This is a genomic window from Rhizobium sp. SG570 (genome assembly GCF_012275345.1).
Lineage (GTDB): Bacteria > Pseudomonadota > Alphaproteobacteria > Rhizobiales > Rhizobiaceae > Rhizobium > Rhizobium lusitanum.
This window is the reverse complement of the sequence record NZ_JAAZQI010000015.1, coordinates 56,369-69,662: the sequence shown is the minus strand read 5'-3', so window position 1 is coordinate 69,662 and position 13,294 is coordinate 56,369. Positions and strand designations below refer to the sequence as shown.

Annotated in this window: 13 protein-coding genes; 4 read left to right on the top strand and 9 right to left on the bottom strand. The window is 59.6% G+C overall.

Features of this window, described 5'->3' with window-relative positions:
• Positions 1–226: 226 nt before the first annotated feature.
• Positions 227–898 carry a transglutaminase-like cysteine peptidase gene (locus FHT28_RS26235; protein ID WP_168597787.1) on the top strand — a complete coding sequence of 224 codons (672 nt, stop codon included), beginning with the start codon at positions 227–229 and terminating at the stop codon, positions 896–898.
• Here the strand turns inward: FHT28_RS26235 and FHT28_RS26230 are convergent.
• Positions 886–1,275 (bottom strand): hypothetical protein, encoded by a 390-nt coding sequence (locus FHT28_RS26230; RefSeq protein WP_348645022.1) that lies wholly within the window; start codon positions 1,273–1,275, stop codon positions 886–888. The two genes, FHT28_RS26235 and FHT28_RS26230, sit on opposite strands and share 13 nt — an antisense overlap.
• Before the next feature lie 146 nt (positions 1,276–1,421).
• On the opposite strand from FHT28_RS26230, the gene FHT28_RS26225 reads away from it, so the two are divergent.
• Together FHT28_RS26225 and FHT28_RS26220 are read left to right on the top strand one after the other, a co-directional pair.
• Positions 1,422–2,387: a DUF1402 family protein gene (locus FHT28_RS26225; protein ID WP_168597786.1), complete on the top strand. Its 966-nt coding sequence runs from the start codon at positions 1,422–1,424 to the stop codon at positions 2,385–2,387.
• A gap of 252 nt (positions 2,388–2,639) precedes the next feature.
• A complete protein-coding gene (locus FHT28_RS26220) occupies positions 2,640–2,921 on the top strand; it encodes a hypothetical protein (RefSeq protein ID WP_168597785.1) in 282 nt (93 codons plus the stop codon).
• Between the two features lie 137 nt (positions 2,922–3,058).
• On the opposite strand, the gene FHT28_RS26215 is transcribed toward FHT28_RS26220, so the two are convergent.
• The gene (locus FHT28_RS26215) at positions 3,059–4,186 is read right to left on the bottom strand and encodes an ROK family transcriptional regulator (protein ID WP_168597784.1); all 1,128 of its coding nucleotides are present in this window, start codon (positions 4,184–4,186) and stop codon (positions 3,059–3,061) included.
• 216 nt (positions 4,187–4,402) lie between these two features.
• Between FHT28_RS26215 and FHT28_RS26210 the strand changes: the two genes are divergently transcribed.
• Positions 4,403–5,275 carry a glycerophosphodiester phosphodiesterase family protein gene (locus tag FHT28_RS26210; protein ID WP_168597783.1) on the top strand — a complete coding sequence of 291 codons (873 nt, stop codon included), beginning with the start codon at positions 4,403–4,405 and terminating at the stop codon, positions 5,273–5,275.
• Between the two features lie 88 nt (positions 5,276–5,363).
• On the opposite strand, the gene FHT28_RS26205 is transcribed toward FHT28_RS26210, so the two are convergent.
• The 7 genes from FHT28_RS26205 to FHT28_RS26175 form a co-directional block, all read right to left on the bottom strand.
• Positions 5,364–5,819, bottom strand: coding sequence for an RpiB/LacA/LacB family sugar-phosphate isomerase (locus tag FHT28_RS26205; protein WP_037199693.1), 456 nt, complete (start codon positions 5,817–5,819; stop codon positions 5,364–5,366).
• Positions 5,820–5,829: 10 nt separating this feature from the next.
• Positions 5,830–6,600 (bottom strand): triose-phosphate isomerase, encoded by a 771-nt coding sequence (locus FHT28_RS26200; RefSeq protein ID WP_168597782.1) that lies wholly within the window; start codon positions 6,598–6,600, stop codon positions 5,830–5,832.
• The gene (locus FHT28_RS26195; RefSeq protein WP_168597781.1) at positions 6,597–7,373 is read right to left on the bottom strand and encodes a DeoR/GlpR family DNA-binding transcription regulator; all 777 of its coding nucleotides are present in this window, start codon (positions 7,371–7,373) and stop codon (positions 6,597–6,599) included. Before FHT28_RS26195 ends, FHT28_RS26200 begins: the two co-directional genes overlap by 4 nt.
• 119 nt (positions 7,374–7,492) lie before the next feature.
• Positions 7,493–8,431, bottom strand: coding sequence for a sugar-binding transcriptional regulator (locus tag FHT28_RS26190; RefSeq protein ID WP_047561472.1), 939 nt, complete (start codon positions 8,429–8,431; stop codon positions 7,493–7,495).
• A gap of 127 nt (positions 8,432–8,558) precedes the next feature.
• Positions 8,559–9,491, bottom strand: a complete 933-nt coding sequence (locus FHT28_RS26185) for a TIM barrel protein (RefSeq protein ID WP_168597780.1) — start codon at positions 9,489–9,491, stop codon at positions 8,559–8,561.
• Positions 9,492–9,522: 31 nt separating this feature from the next.
• Complete coding sequence (locus tag FHT28_RS26180) at positions 9,523–11,034, bottom strand: glycerol-3-phosphate dehydrogenase (protein ID WP_168597779.1); 1,512 nt, start codon at positions 11,032–11,034, stop codon at positions 9,523–9,525.
• A gap of 69 nt (positions 11,035–11,103) precedes the next feature.
• Positions 11,104–12,654 (bottom strand): FGGY-family carbohydrate kinase, encoded by a 1,551-nt coding sequence (locus FHT28_RS26175; protein WP_168597778.1) that lies wholly within the window; start codon positions 12,652–12,654, stop codon positions 11,104–11,106.
• Between the last annotated feature and the right edge of the window lie 640 nt (positions 12,655–13,294).

Below are 13,294 nucleotides of genomic sequence, written 5' to 3'. Positions count from 1 at the left end.
CTAGATCATAGACGGGTTTCCAGCCGCTCAGCTAGTGCCATATCTCGATGAAATTCGCGCATTTTTTCCAAAGTACCGCGGTCATCAAATCGCAAATCTGATCTTCGGACTAACGTATACGACAGCCAAGATCGCAAAAAACGCAGCTTTGATAAAATGCGAGTAATCTTCTTCTGAATAAATTTGACCGCATCGGATTTCATGAACCGTATTCATGGAGCCGAATATGCGTTCATTCATTGTTGCTGCCAGCTTTCTCTTCGTTGCCGGCCTGCTGTTTTCGACAGCGACCACCGCAAAACCCGTCGCGAATGCTGCCACTGAGGCGCATCAGTTTGTCCGGGTCATCACCGATGCCAGTGCACCCGTCGGCTGGACCGGCTTCTGCGTTGCGCAGCCTGCGGAATGCGTGCCTGGCCAGAAGAGTGAAGAATTTGTCACGATCGACCAAGAGCGCCGAGCGCAATTGCAGCAGATCAACAGCCTGGTCAATCACGAGATTCAGGGCATCGGCGACAACGATCATTACGGAATCTACAAGCTCGGCATCATCAACTGGTGGACCTACCCGGACGACGGCGCCGGCAATTGCAACGACTACGTCCTTCTGAAAAAGAAGCTGCTTATAGAAGCCGGCTGGCCGCGTTCGGCGCTGCTGTTGACCGTGGTCCTCGACACCCACAATGAGGGGCACCTCGTCCTGATGGCCCGGACGAATGACGGCGATCTGATCCTCGACAATCTAACCGACTCCATCAAGACCTGGGCCGGGACCGGCTATACGTTCATCAAGCGCCAATCCGCCGCCAATCCGAACAGCTGGGTCCGGCTGGAATCGGGCCGCACGCCCGAAGAACTCGCCATGATCAGCAAGGCGCTGACGGCTCATTCGCAGTGATTTTCGGACCAATAGGTGTCAACAAGGCTTTTGCCGTCCTGGTCCAATATGGCGAAATCGCCGGGTATGATGACAAAAAAACGCTCCTCTTCCGGAGTGCTTTCCCCTCCCGCGCCGGAAGTGCCATCAACGCGGCCGCAGACGACGAAACCGGGCATTTTCGAACTCGGCTTGGCCGCCGAGATGTGAATGGCGGAAGCCGGCACGTCGATGCGTCTCGCGACCGCCGCCTTCGCAAGAGCCGGGACATCGGCCATCGTCGGTACCGCCTCGCCCGGAGCTGCCACAAGCAAAATACCACCAACCATCAAAAGATGTTTCACCGGCATTCTCTCCAATAACCACCGCGGCGGGTTTACAGCGCGCTCCAGCAGCACTGCTACGCGCCTCTGCAGCCGGAAGCTGATCTACGGAAAGTTTATTGTGATTCGGCGGGCGGAAGAAGCACGCGTCCTTGCCTTCGCGAGCCGATCGAATATCAAGATCATCCCGGTGCCGGGGACTATTTTGAAAGCCATTGCGAATGCGAACAAGCCTGTCGAAAACCTCTGCGCTTAGCCTTCTTGTTATTTTGACCCTCGCAGGCGCCTGCCTCGGGCACGAATTGGTGCGGGTGCCTCCGGGCAATCGCAACAGCGTACAGCCGCCGATACCCAACACATCGGCCTTGCGAGCGAAGGCTTTCGATACGACCTACGAGGAGAAGTACCAAAAGATCGTCGGCGTGCTTCGCGAGGATAAAGAGCTGATGGCCTCGATCAAGAAGGCCGCGCAAACCTATCAGATCGACCCCATCCACATCGTCGGCGCGCTGGTCGGCGAACACACGTACAACATCACGATCGTCAACAGGGTGAAGTCCTATTACGTCAAGGCCCTCGCCTATTCCCAGGCCGACTTCACGTTCAGCTACAAGGACGTAAGCGTCCAGTCCTTTCTGAAAAAGCCGGAATTCGCCCATTGCGACGCCTTCACCGGCAGCGCCGAATTGTGGGAATGCCGCGACGAAACCTGGGACAAAAGTTTTCGTGGCAAGGTCATCGACGGCATCACCTATGAAAACATGACGTTCCAGCGTGCTTTCTTCCAGCCCTTCTTTGCGGGCCAGACCTTTGGTCTTGGCCAGATCAGTCCGCTGACCGCACTCGAAGTCACCGACCTCGTGCATGCGACCAGTGGCTTGCCGAAACTGTCCGCCGACGATTCGCAGGCAATCTATCGCGACATCATGGATCCCGACCGCAGCGTCATCTATATCGCAGCGATCGTCAGAGATGCGATCGATGTCTATAAGGCCCAGGGTTTCGACATTACCGACAATCCCGGCCTGACCGCCACACTCTATAATGTCGGGCAGCCGCGGCGCCGAGCGCTTGCCTTGCGGCAGGCAGCCGATGCTGCCGGCGGCAAGAAGCTGCCGGAGGAGAACTATTACGGTTGGCTGGTCAATGACAAGCTACCGGAGTTGCGCGGCCTGCTCACGCAATAGCGGCTAGCGCGGATATGCCAACATCTACGACCGGCCTGCGTCGCGGGCTTTAAGCAACCAAGGCGATATGTCCTCTCGCAATCTTCTCCTCGACCCCATGCGCGCTCATTTTGCCAATCATGCCGCTTCCATCCCTGCCAGTTGGAGCCGCACAGCTTGATATCCCACTCGGAGGCAGGGAAGTTTGCCAGAACATAACAGATGCTGAGGAAGCCGGTGCTGGGGAATACCTTCCGCATCCGGGGCCCCGCAATGCTGAGATCCGCACAGCCGTCCGCAAAAATTGCGGCGGCGACCATCAGCACTTGCGCAGATTTAAGCGCCGCGTTTTCTAGAAAATCCGGATCAATCATGCGTCGATGCAAAACCTTGCTCGACGCGGCCAGCATGAGCATATCCGTGCGTGAGCCGCTCATGTTCGTCGGCAAGATTGGGCTCGTTGAAACGCATGACAAATTGCGCGTCAATTGCGGTCGTCCAGAAAACCCTGACGGTGAATTATCAATGCCTTCTGAAAATGCGCCGAACCGATGATGCGGCGGAACGAAATCCGGCTGTCTCTCGGGGCCGAGGCAAACTTCGAGCAGTTGGCTACGCCCGCCCCTTCACATTTTCGTGGTGGGTCGAAGCCACACTGCGCATCCAAATACGCACCGATTAAGGCGGCTGTGTTACAAAAAGTAGCGGAACTTCAAAGGCAGGAGCGCTGCACCAATAGCGGCGGCATCCCCCTTCGTCTCGCTGAGGACCAGCCGCGCCTCCCCTGGCGCGACGCCATAGCGATGGTGACGCCCGGAGGGCATGTTCAGGCGAGACATCATCATCCGCCCGAGTTCCGCCGGCAATTGTCCGCCGAAGACGATGGCCTGCGGATCGACCACGCCAACCAATGTAGCGATCAATCGATCGAGCGCCGGCATGGTCTCCGCGAGCCAATCCTCAACGCCCGGCCAGGTCGGATCGAAGTTTTGTCGCAGTTCTTCGATCGAGCCTATGCTGATGCCATTCTTGCGCAAGGCAGCGATCAGGTACTGCAGGGCCGGTCGTCGTGGCGCCTCTTCGGACGTGTAGATGACACTGAGTTCTCCGGCATTACCATGGAAGCCCAGATAGGGCTTGCCCTCCAGCACGAGACCGCCGCCAAATCCGTAATTGAAGGAGAGGTAGGCGAAGGTAGAGCACCACAGTCCGACGCCGCGCAGGCTTTCGCTGATAGCGCCTGTCGTGGCATTGTTCTCCAGCCAAACGGGCAGCTCGAAGACCTCTTCCAATTCGGGTCGCAGGTCGAACAGCGACCAGTCCTTTAGAGGTTCCGGAGCGTTGAAAGCGCGATTGTCCGAGACGAAGAAGCCCGACATGGCAAAGCCAAGCCCGATAAGACGATCGCGCGATACGGCATGCTCCTTCAGAATGGATTGAAGCGTTCGCGAGAGTGCTGCAAGCGTTACCCGGCGATCGCTCGGGACCATCTCCAACGTCTCCTGCGCGATGATGTTGCAGCCAAAGTCCGCGAGAGACAGGGTTACGGCGTCGGTGTTGACGGAAATGCCGACGGAATAGACTGCATGCCTCACCAGCTGGATCGTCGGGCTTGGCTGGCCGCGCATGCCCTTGAGCGGTGCACCGGTACAAAGCAGGCCCCGCGTCAGCAGCGTCTCGACCAGGCGATGCACCGATTGTTGCGTCAGATTGGTATGTGTCGTTATCGTCGCGCGGGCGATCGGCTCATGCCGGCGAACGATATCGAGGATGAGACGCTCATTTTCGCTCGCCAGCGGAGATCCTTCAGACGCAGCCATAGATATATCCTCATCCTTCTGGCCCCGGCTTAGCCCTCGCACGCCCTCTCGCAATCCGACCGCACCGCCCCATGAGACCTTTAACAGGCTCTGTCACAAATACTACACTTTATGCGTATTAATAGACGATCAAACCATCTGCGCATGCTTTCTTCAGCTGAAACGCAGGGATGCGATATCGCCATTGAAACCGATCAGGACCCGAAAGTCATCTTGATGCCCAGTCAGACCGCCGCCTCGTCCTCGCCTCGCCTTGCCGACATTTACTCGGCTCTCTCGCGCGAAAACCCGGATATTCTCACCATCGCCCATCGCGGCCTCTGGACGGCAGCGCCGGAAAACTCGCTGGCGGCAATCCGCGCTGCCGCGGAGCTGGGCGTCGAATTTGTCGAAATCGACACCCAAGCTACCGCCGATGGCACACTTGTCGTCATCCACGACAAAACGCTTGACCGCACCACATCCGGCAAGGGCGTCGTCGGCGCAACTGACTTTGCGGCGGTGCGCGATGCACGCCTTCGCGAAGGCGCAGGCGGCGAGACGGCGCAGCTGACCGACGAGCGCGTGCCGACACTGGAGGAAGCACTCGAGGAGGCGCGTGGGCGCGTCTTCGTCAATATCGATACAAAGTTTCCCCGCGAGCTACCGCTGGTGATCGCCACGGTCCGGCGGCTTGGCGCGGAAGATCACGTCATCATCAAGTCCGATGTCGAGCCGGAGAGCGGCAACTTCCCGGTGCTCGATGCCGATTGGTTCGGCTCCGTCCCCTATATGCCGATGTTCCGCGCCAGGCCCGGCAAGTTCGCCGAGGATCTGAGGCTGATCGAGCCGCTGCGCGCGCCGATGGTCGAGGTGAAATTCACCGATATCGCCGATCTTGCGGCTGGCCGCGAGGAATTGGAGCGTCAAAACATCCGGATGTGGATCAACACGCTCGACGTCGCTCATAATCTCGATTTCAACGACAGCCGCGCCGTCAAGGATCCGCAAAGTGTATGGGGCGCGCTTGTCGAGGCCGGCGTCGGCGCCATCCAGACCGATACCAATGTCGAGTTCAAGCAATGGCTGGCAGGCCGCCGCGCCAGATAACCCGCCCGGTCACCTTGCCGCCAAATACAGACAAGCCCGGCCGATCGAGAGGGATCAGCCGGGCTCGCTGCGCCTTGGGAGACAGGTCTTAGCGAGCGTTGTACTTCGCATCGACCTCGTTGATGGCATTCACGTTTCCGGCTGACCGTCCCTTCTCGTCGAAGGTCTGGGCCAGGAAAGCGTCGGCGATGGCCTTGGCCAGTTCAGTGCCGATGACGCGGGCGCCCATGGTGATGATCTGGGCGTTGTTCGAAAGTGCCGCACGTTCCGCCGAATAGGTATCGTGGGTCAGGGCCGCGCGGATGCCCGGCACCTTGTTGGCGGAAATGCTGACGCCGATGCCGGTGCCGCAGACGAGGATTGCCTTGTCGTAGGTGCCGTCGAGGACGCCGGAAGCGACGCGGTCGGCGAGATTGGCATAGAAGTCATCCGGGCCGTCCTGCGTGCGCGACACTTCGCTCACCTCATAACGGTCCTTCAGATGATCGGCGAGAACCTTGGCGAGGCCCTCGCCGGCGCTGTCTCCAGCAATTGCAAGCTTCATTGCAGTCTCCTCAGAGTTTGGCGGCGCACTTGGCGAGGATGTCGAGATAGCCTTCGACGTTCCAGGCCGAGCGCCCGATGAAAAGCCCGTCTACGTTCGGGCAGGATATGAGTTCTTCACAATTTTGCGGATTGACCGATCCGCCGTAGAGGCATGGAATTTTTCGGCCGAGCACGTTTTGCGCGACGGCGATAATCTCGGCCTGGCGTGCGTCGGCATAGGAAGGTTCGGCGGGAATTCCCTTTTCGCCGATCGCCCAGACTGGTTCGTAGGCCAGCAGGATCTGCGCCTGTTTCTCCTGATCAGAAAGCTTCGAAAGCGCGCCGATCACCTGCTCGCTCAAGATCTCCGCCGCGCGACCGCTTTCGCGATCGTTCAGCGTCTCGCCGATGCAGATAAGCGGGATCAACCCATGGCGGACGGCCGCCTCGGTCTTCAGGCCGACGGTCTCATTGGTCTCGCCGAAATGCTCGCGACGTTCGGAATGGCCGAGCTCGACGATGTCGAGATCGCAATCCCTCAGCATCAGCGGTGAAATCTCTCCCGTCCAGGCGCCCTGGTCGGCCCAATGCATGTTCTGGGCGCCGACCTTGACGGAACTGTCAGACAGGATTGCCTTGACCTCGCGCACGGCAGTGAATGGCGGGATGACGAAGCGCTGGATGCGCGGATCTCTCAGCGCATCGGCGGCACGCAAGGCTTCGGCAAAGGCGCGCGCCTCAGCCAGCGTCTTGTTCATTTTCCAGCTCGTGCCGATCCAATAGCGAGGCGTATCTGTCATGTCATATCCTGGGTAGAAGCAATGGTGAGGGTGATGCCGTCTCGGCGGAACTGCTCGAGAATCGCGGCATCGGGAGCGCGATCGGTGATCACGGCGTCGAAATCAGCAAGATCGGCCATCACGTGCAGAGCCGTATGCCCCATGCGCTGATGGCTGACGAGCAGGCAGGTCTTGGCGGCCGAAGCGATCATGGCCCGTTTCGTGCGCACGACATTATCGTCCATGTGGTAGGCAAGCCTGCCGGATATGGCAGGGGTCGACAGGAACGCGATGTCGGCTCTCAGCCGTGACAGCGCCTCCTCGGTGACAACGCCCAGAAAGGCATTGAATTTCGCGGAATAGATGCCACCGAGCGCGATCAGCGTGATGCCGCTTTCGCTCTTCAGGCGGTCTATGATCGCGGCATTGTTGGTGATCAGCGTCAATGGCCGCTTCTGCAGCAGCATCTCGCCGAGGACGGCCGCCATCGATCCGTCATTGACCATAACGGTCATTCCGGGCTCGACCAGATCGAGCGCGCAGCGCGCCATGCTGAGCTTTTCTTCGTGCCCCTGGCGCTCGCGGAAACGGAAATCGCTTTCGAACTGGGTGCCGGCATCGATCGTGGCACCGCCGCGAACCTTGCGCAGCACGCCTGACTGCTCGAGATCATCGAGATCGCGATGAATGGTCATCTTGGACACGGTGAAGCGATCAGCCAGATCGTCGAGATCGACGGTCTTCTGCTCGACGAGCAGATTGATGATCGATTGCTGGCGCTCTTCCCGCTTCACCTTGCACTCCAGCTTTCACTCGGATGGAACCAAACAGAATATAACAGAAAAATCTCACAATTCAACATTTTTTCTGTTATGTTGATGCGGTCTTGTGTTTCGCTCGACGTGAGCCAGGGCTAATCCTTCAATAGCGCCTGTGCTGTCCTCTCATCGGTGATCAGACCGAATAGACAGCGGCTCTTCAGAACTGCCCGGATGGCCTCGACTTTGGGCAGGCCGCCCGAAAGCGCCACCAGCCGCTCTTTCTTCGAACGCGGCAGCGATGCCGACAGCGTGCGCGCCGTCAACGTCGTCTCGAGAATATTGCCGTCCGCATCGAAGAAATGACCGAGAATTTCGCCGACACCGCCGGCAGCCGTGACCTCCTTGATCTCGTGCGGCTCCACCATGCCCGAGAGCACGAGTTGTGCATTGGTATCGACCGTGCCCAAGCCGACGAGCTTCAGCTCGGCGCCGTTTGCCAGGTCGAACACTTCCTTGACGCCGCGCTGGGCCAACAGCACATCCCGATCCTCGCGCGTGTTGGCGAAAAACGGCACCGGCATCACATGTGCCTGCATGCCGGTCTTTTCGGCGATGCGATGCATCACGTCATAGGGGTTGGCGGCATAGTTTCTGGTCAATCCACCGAGCAGCGAGACGAAGCGCAGATCCTTGGCGCTGACGCGAGACATGTGGTGAACCGCGGACGAGAGCGTGCGCCCATGGCCGAGGCCAATGACCTTGTTGTTGCCGCTCTCGATTTCACGTCGCAGGAAGCCGGCGCCGGCCTGGCCCAGAGCGCGGAACGCGAACCCCTCCTCGCCGAGATCGGGGGTAACCTCGCAATATTGCAGATCAAAACGTGCAGCGATCTTCGTTTCAAGCTCGACACATTCGACGATATCGCCATCGATCGTCACTTTCACCACGCCATCGGCAACCGCCCGCGCGATCAGTCGATGCGCCTTGACCGAGGGCACGCCAAGACGCTTGGCCACCTCGGACTGCGTCAATCCTCCGGCATAGTGCAGCCAGGCCGCCCGCACGGCCAGCGAAGCATCTGCATCGGTCATCGGCCGCTCCTCCCTACTTCATCACGCATATAGGTCCGCCTATTCGTTTTCCGATCTCGATTTAACGCCTCTAACATCGCCTCGTGGCTGATTTGGCTGCAGAATCAAGATTCAGCTGTTTCCGCGGCTAGATATGCAAGTCGCCAACGCCCGTGTCGATATGAGGTGCCCAGAAGGCGACGCTTTCGGCAATCTGCGAGATAACCTGGCGATCGTTGGGCTCACGCTCCTTGAACGACAGCTCCAGGCAGATCTCGTTATCCTTGGCACCACCTTCTGAAAAAGCCTCAAGCAAGGGCGCCGGCTGGATGCGGCCCTTGGCGTTGAACTCCGCAGTAAAGGGCCGGTGGCCGCCCTTGTCCATCAGGCTCTGCTTGATATGGATGATCGGAGAAACCTTGGGGATGGCGCGCGCCCAGGCATAGGGATCATAGTCGTCGGGATTGGCCGAGGTGACATCGCCATGATCGATATCGGCCATCATCCACATCGGCACGGCAAGCCGCGCCTTCGTCAAGCGGTCTTGCAGCGCAAGAGATGCCTCGATGGTCTCGCCGAATTCGCGGCCGATGCTCATCGGCTCCCAGAATACATAGGAAAGGCCAGCCGCGCGGGCATGCTCCGCGACCTCACCCCAGCAATCGATCGCGATCTTGATCAGTTCCTCGCGCCGGACGGGATTGTCGTAATCCTTGTAGGTTAAGATCGCGAATTGCGTGCCGACGGAATGGCCGCCGAGATCGGCGGTGATGTCGGCAAAGGTCTTGAACCAATCGATATAGTAGCGCCGGACATCCTTGTCCGGATGGCCGAAATGGTTGAGGCGACCGTATGGACCGGTCATGCCCGAGGTCACGCGAACGCCGGTGCGCTTCAACGCGGCCTGCATATCGCGCGTCAGCCGGCGGATGACGGGGGCTTGCCAGCTGGGATTGATGAACTCATGCGTCAGCTGCAGATCGCGGATGCGCAGGTCGCGCGCGACCGTTTCGATCAGGTCGGCCGGCTCGGCGAAGCGGTTAACCAGCGGGTTGGTGTTGAGTGAAAGGGTCAAGGGCATGGATATCGGTTCCCGGCAATGAGCGAATGGTTCAGGCGGCCAGCGCCAGTTCGGCGTCGAACCAGGCGGAGAAATCCGCCTTTTCCTCGGCCGTCATGCGCAGCCCTTCCTTGGTGCGGCGCATGAGCACATCTTCCGCCTTCTGCGCCCATTCCGAAGCCGCCAGGTAACGAGCTTCCGCCTCATAGAGATTGCCGCCGAAATGGCGTCCGAGCCCGGCAAGAGACGTAGCACCCCCGACGATCTGCTTGGTGCGTGCACCATAGAGATGGCCGTAATGGTTCACGAGCGCGCGCGGCATCCAGGGATAGGCCGAACGCAGGGAATCGGCGAAAGCGACATAATCGGCATTCGGGATATCGCCGCCCGGAAGCTTGGCCTCACGCGTCCAGTCGCTGCCCATCTTCGGAAAGAACTTGGCAAGCTTCTGCATCGCGTGCTCCGAGAGCTTGCGGAACGTCGTGATCTTGCCGCCGAAGACGTTGAGAAGCGGCGCGCCGCCGGTCTCGTCGAGATCGAAGACATAGTCGCGTGTTACGGCCGAAGGATTGCCCTTGCCGTCGTCGAACAGCGGCCGGACGCCGGAGAAGCTTTCGATCACATCGGAACGACGCAGCTTTTCCTTGAAGTAGCGGTTTACGGCGGCGATCAGATAGTCGATTTCCGTCTCATCGGCCTTCACCTCCTCCGGCTTGCCCTCATAGGGGATGTCGGTCGTACCGATCAGCGCTTTGTCGCCTTCGTAGGGGTTGATGAAGATCACACGCTTGTCGTGGTTCTGCACCAGATAGGCCTGCTGCCCGCTCCAGAACTTCGGAACGATGATATGGCTGCCCTTGACGAGGCGGACGCTGCGGCGGCTGTTGGAGCCGGCAACACGGTTGATGATGTCGTTGACCCATGGGCCTGATGCATTCACCAGAACCTTAGCGCGCACCGTGCGCACTTCGCCAGAGCGCTGGTCGCGCGTCTGGACAATCCAGCCACCCTTATCGCGCCGGGCGCTGATACAGGCCGTGCGCGTCAGGATCTGCGCGCCCTTGGAAGCTGCATCGAGCGCATTGAGGACGACAAGCCGCGCGTCATCAACCCAACAGTCGGAATATTCGAACCCCTTGGAATACTGGTCGAGGATAGGTGCGCCCTCGGGATCGCGATGCAGATCGAGCGAGCGCGTACCCGGCAGCCTCTTGCGGCCACCGAGATGGTCGTAGAGGAAAAGACCGAGGCGAACGAGCCAGGCGGGACGATCCGTTGGGCTATGCGGCAGCACGAAGCGCATCGGCCAGATAATATGGCTTGCCGAATTCAGGAGCACTTCGCGTTCGATCAGCGCTTCGCGCACCAGACGGAATTCGTAGTATTCGAGATAGCGCAGACCGCCATGCACCAGCTTGCCGGACCGTGAGGATGTTCCCTCTGCCAGATCGCCTTTCTCGCACATCACGACCGAAAGACCCCGGCCGGCTGCGTCGCGGGCAATGCCGGCACCATTGATGCCGCCGCCGATCACAAAGAGATCCAAGATTTCGGGTTCAGTCATGTCATGCTCCTTCGGATGCCTCGGGCATCATCAAATCAAATTTCAACGGCGCCTCAGCTCCATGTCGGGCTAGTGCTGTGCAAGCTTGTCCCAGGTGGGCGCGATCGCTTCTCGTATATCCTTGTAGGCGTCGAACAGCCGGTCGTAGCGCTCGGCGTCCTCGACATTCGGTGCCTCGGCTTCGCCAAGCAAAGGCGTCACCCATTCGGCGATACAGCTGTCCATGTCCGGATAGGCGCCGATAGCAACCGCCGCCATCATCGCCACCCCGGCAGCACCCGCCTCTTCGCGATCCGAAATCCGCACCGGCGCCTTGACGGCGGCAGACAGGGAGCTGCGCAAGGCGCGCGAGCGGGCGGCGCCCCCGGTGATGCGCAATTCCGACGGCATATCTCCCATGGCCGCATAGCAATCGCGCGTCGCCATGCCGAGCCCTTCGACCACGGCGCGCAGCATGTCGGCAAAGCCGTGACGCGTGGAAAGCCCGGTGAACCCGGCGCGGGCATGCGCGTTGACAAAGGGGCCCCGTTCTCCCGCCTCCGAAATGTAGGGATGATAGAGAAGGTTCGTCGGGCGGCTTTCGGCAAACCAGGCATCGATGCGCGGAATAAGGTCCGAATAGGAGACCTGCCGGTCGCCATCGGACATCAGATCCGCCGCGATCCTCAGGATCCAGTCGATATTGATCGTCGCGCCCATATTGGTCTGAACCTGCGTCACGATCCCGGGGATCGGCAGGGCGATGACGTAACCGGTACCCTCGTCATTGAGATGGACGTCCGCTACAGCCTTCGCGCGCATGTGCACGCCCGTCGACCCGATCGTCGAGCAGGCAGCATTCTGGCCGCCGGTGCGCACGCCGGCACCGAGCGCGGTCATGACCATATCCACATATCCGAGGCAGACCGGCGTTCCCGCGAGCAACCCCACGGCCTTGGCCGCTTCGCCGGTCAGGGGATGGCTGATTTCGGTGCCGTCGATGATTTCTGGAAGAAGCGAGCGGCGGCGGCCAAGGCCGAGCGCATCGATAACAACGGGATCGTACTGGCGGCTGCGAAAATTGCCGAAGGTGAAGCTTGCTTCCGATGGATCGGTCGCACGCACGCCAGTCAGGTTGAGATAGAGCCAGTCCTTGCAATGCAGCGCCGTTTCAGCCCGATCGAGCAGCTCCGGCATGAAGCGATCCATATGGGCGAGCTGCGCACCCTGCTGGCAGGTATTGAGACCCGTGCCGGTCGCCTCGAAACGCGCACGGTTGTTCGCCTCAGCGCTCAGGCGCGTAACGGTCGATGCAGCCCGGGCGTCGAGCCAGAGCCAGGCATCGTCAACCGGGGCGCTGCCGGCACCGACAAGCCAGGTTCCATCCCCCTGCCCCGTAACGGCAATGGCAACCGCGCGGGAGGCGAGATCCGACACCTTATCACCGAGGCCGCGCAGCGCGCTGACGCAGTCCGACCATGTCTGGCCGAGCGACTGCGTGACCGAGCCGTCTTCGCCTGTCTGGTATCGATTTCGCGCCGAAGCTGAAGCGATCTGCCTGCCTGATAATTCAAAGGCAACGGCCTTGAGAACGGAGGTTCCGGCATCGATCCCGATAATGATCCCGTCGCTCCTAGGCATTGAGCGCCGGCTCCGCCCCAACCTGCCCCGCAACTGAGACGTTCGCATCGACAAAAAGCACGTTCATTCCTCCCCGATCGACCCAGAGCCTGAGGGTCTGCTCCAAGCCGCTTGCACCACGGCTATTTTCAGCACCGAAAAGCGGACTATCCCGGACCAAGAGAACCTCACCCTCGAATCCACAAATCATATCGCCCGACCATCGTGCAACAGCGCCTGTTTATAAACAGCCACGTTATACCACAGAGATATCGCACATGTCGTAATATTTTTCTGGTATTGTAATTTTTTTCATATAAAATGGGTGTTGTCAATTCCCCAGCTGCACAGAGGAGGGCTTACGAAAGTGAGCTGGGCGAGAGCAATGCGAGGAGCGCCTATCCGCGAACAGAGTCGGTACCGCAAGAAGCGAGGCATGGGCTTCATTCACACGGATATAAATAATGCTCATATTTATCAATTGTTTGGCACGGCTTTCTTTTGAGAACACGTCTCATATGCAGACAATTCGGCGTGACTGAAAAACTGGTTCATTGAAGAGGGGTTGCGGCATACTCGAAGTACGGAACGCCAGCGTATGGGGAGATGGCCGGCTCACGAAACGCAATAGATGGCAGTTGACATGCTCAGAAATTTATAA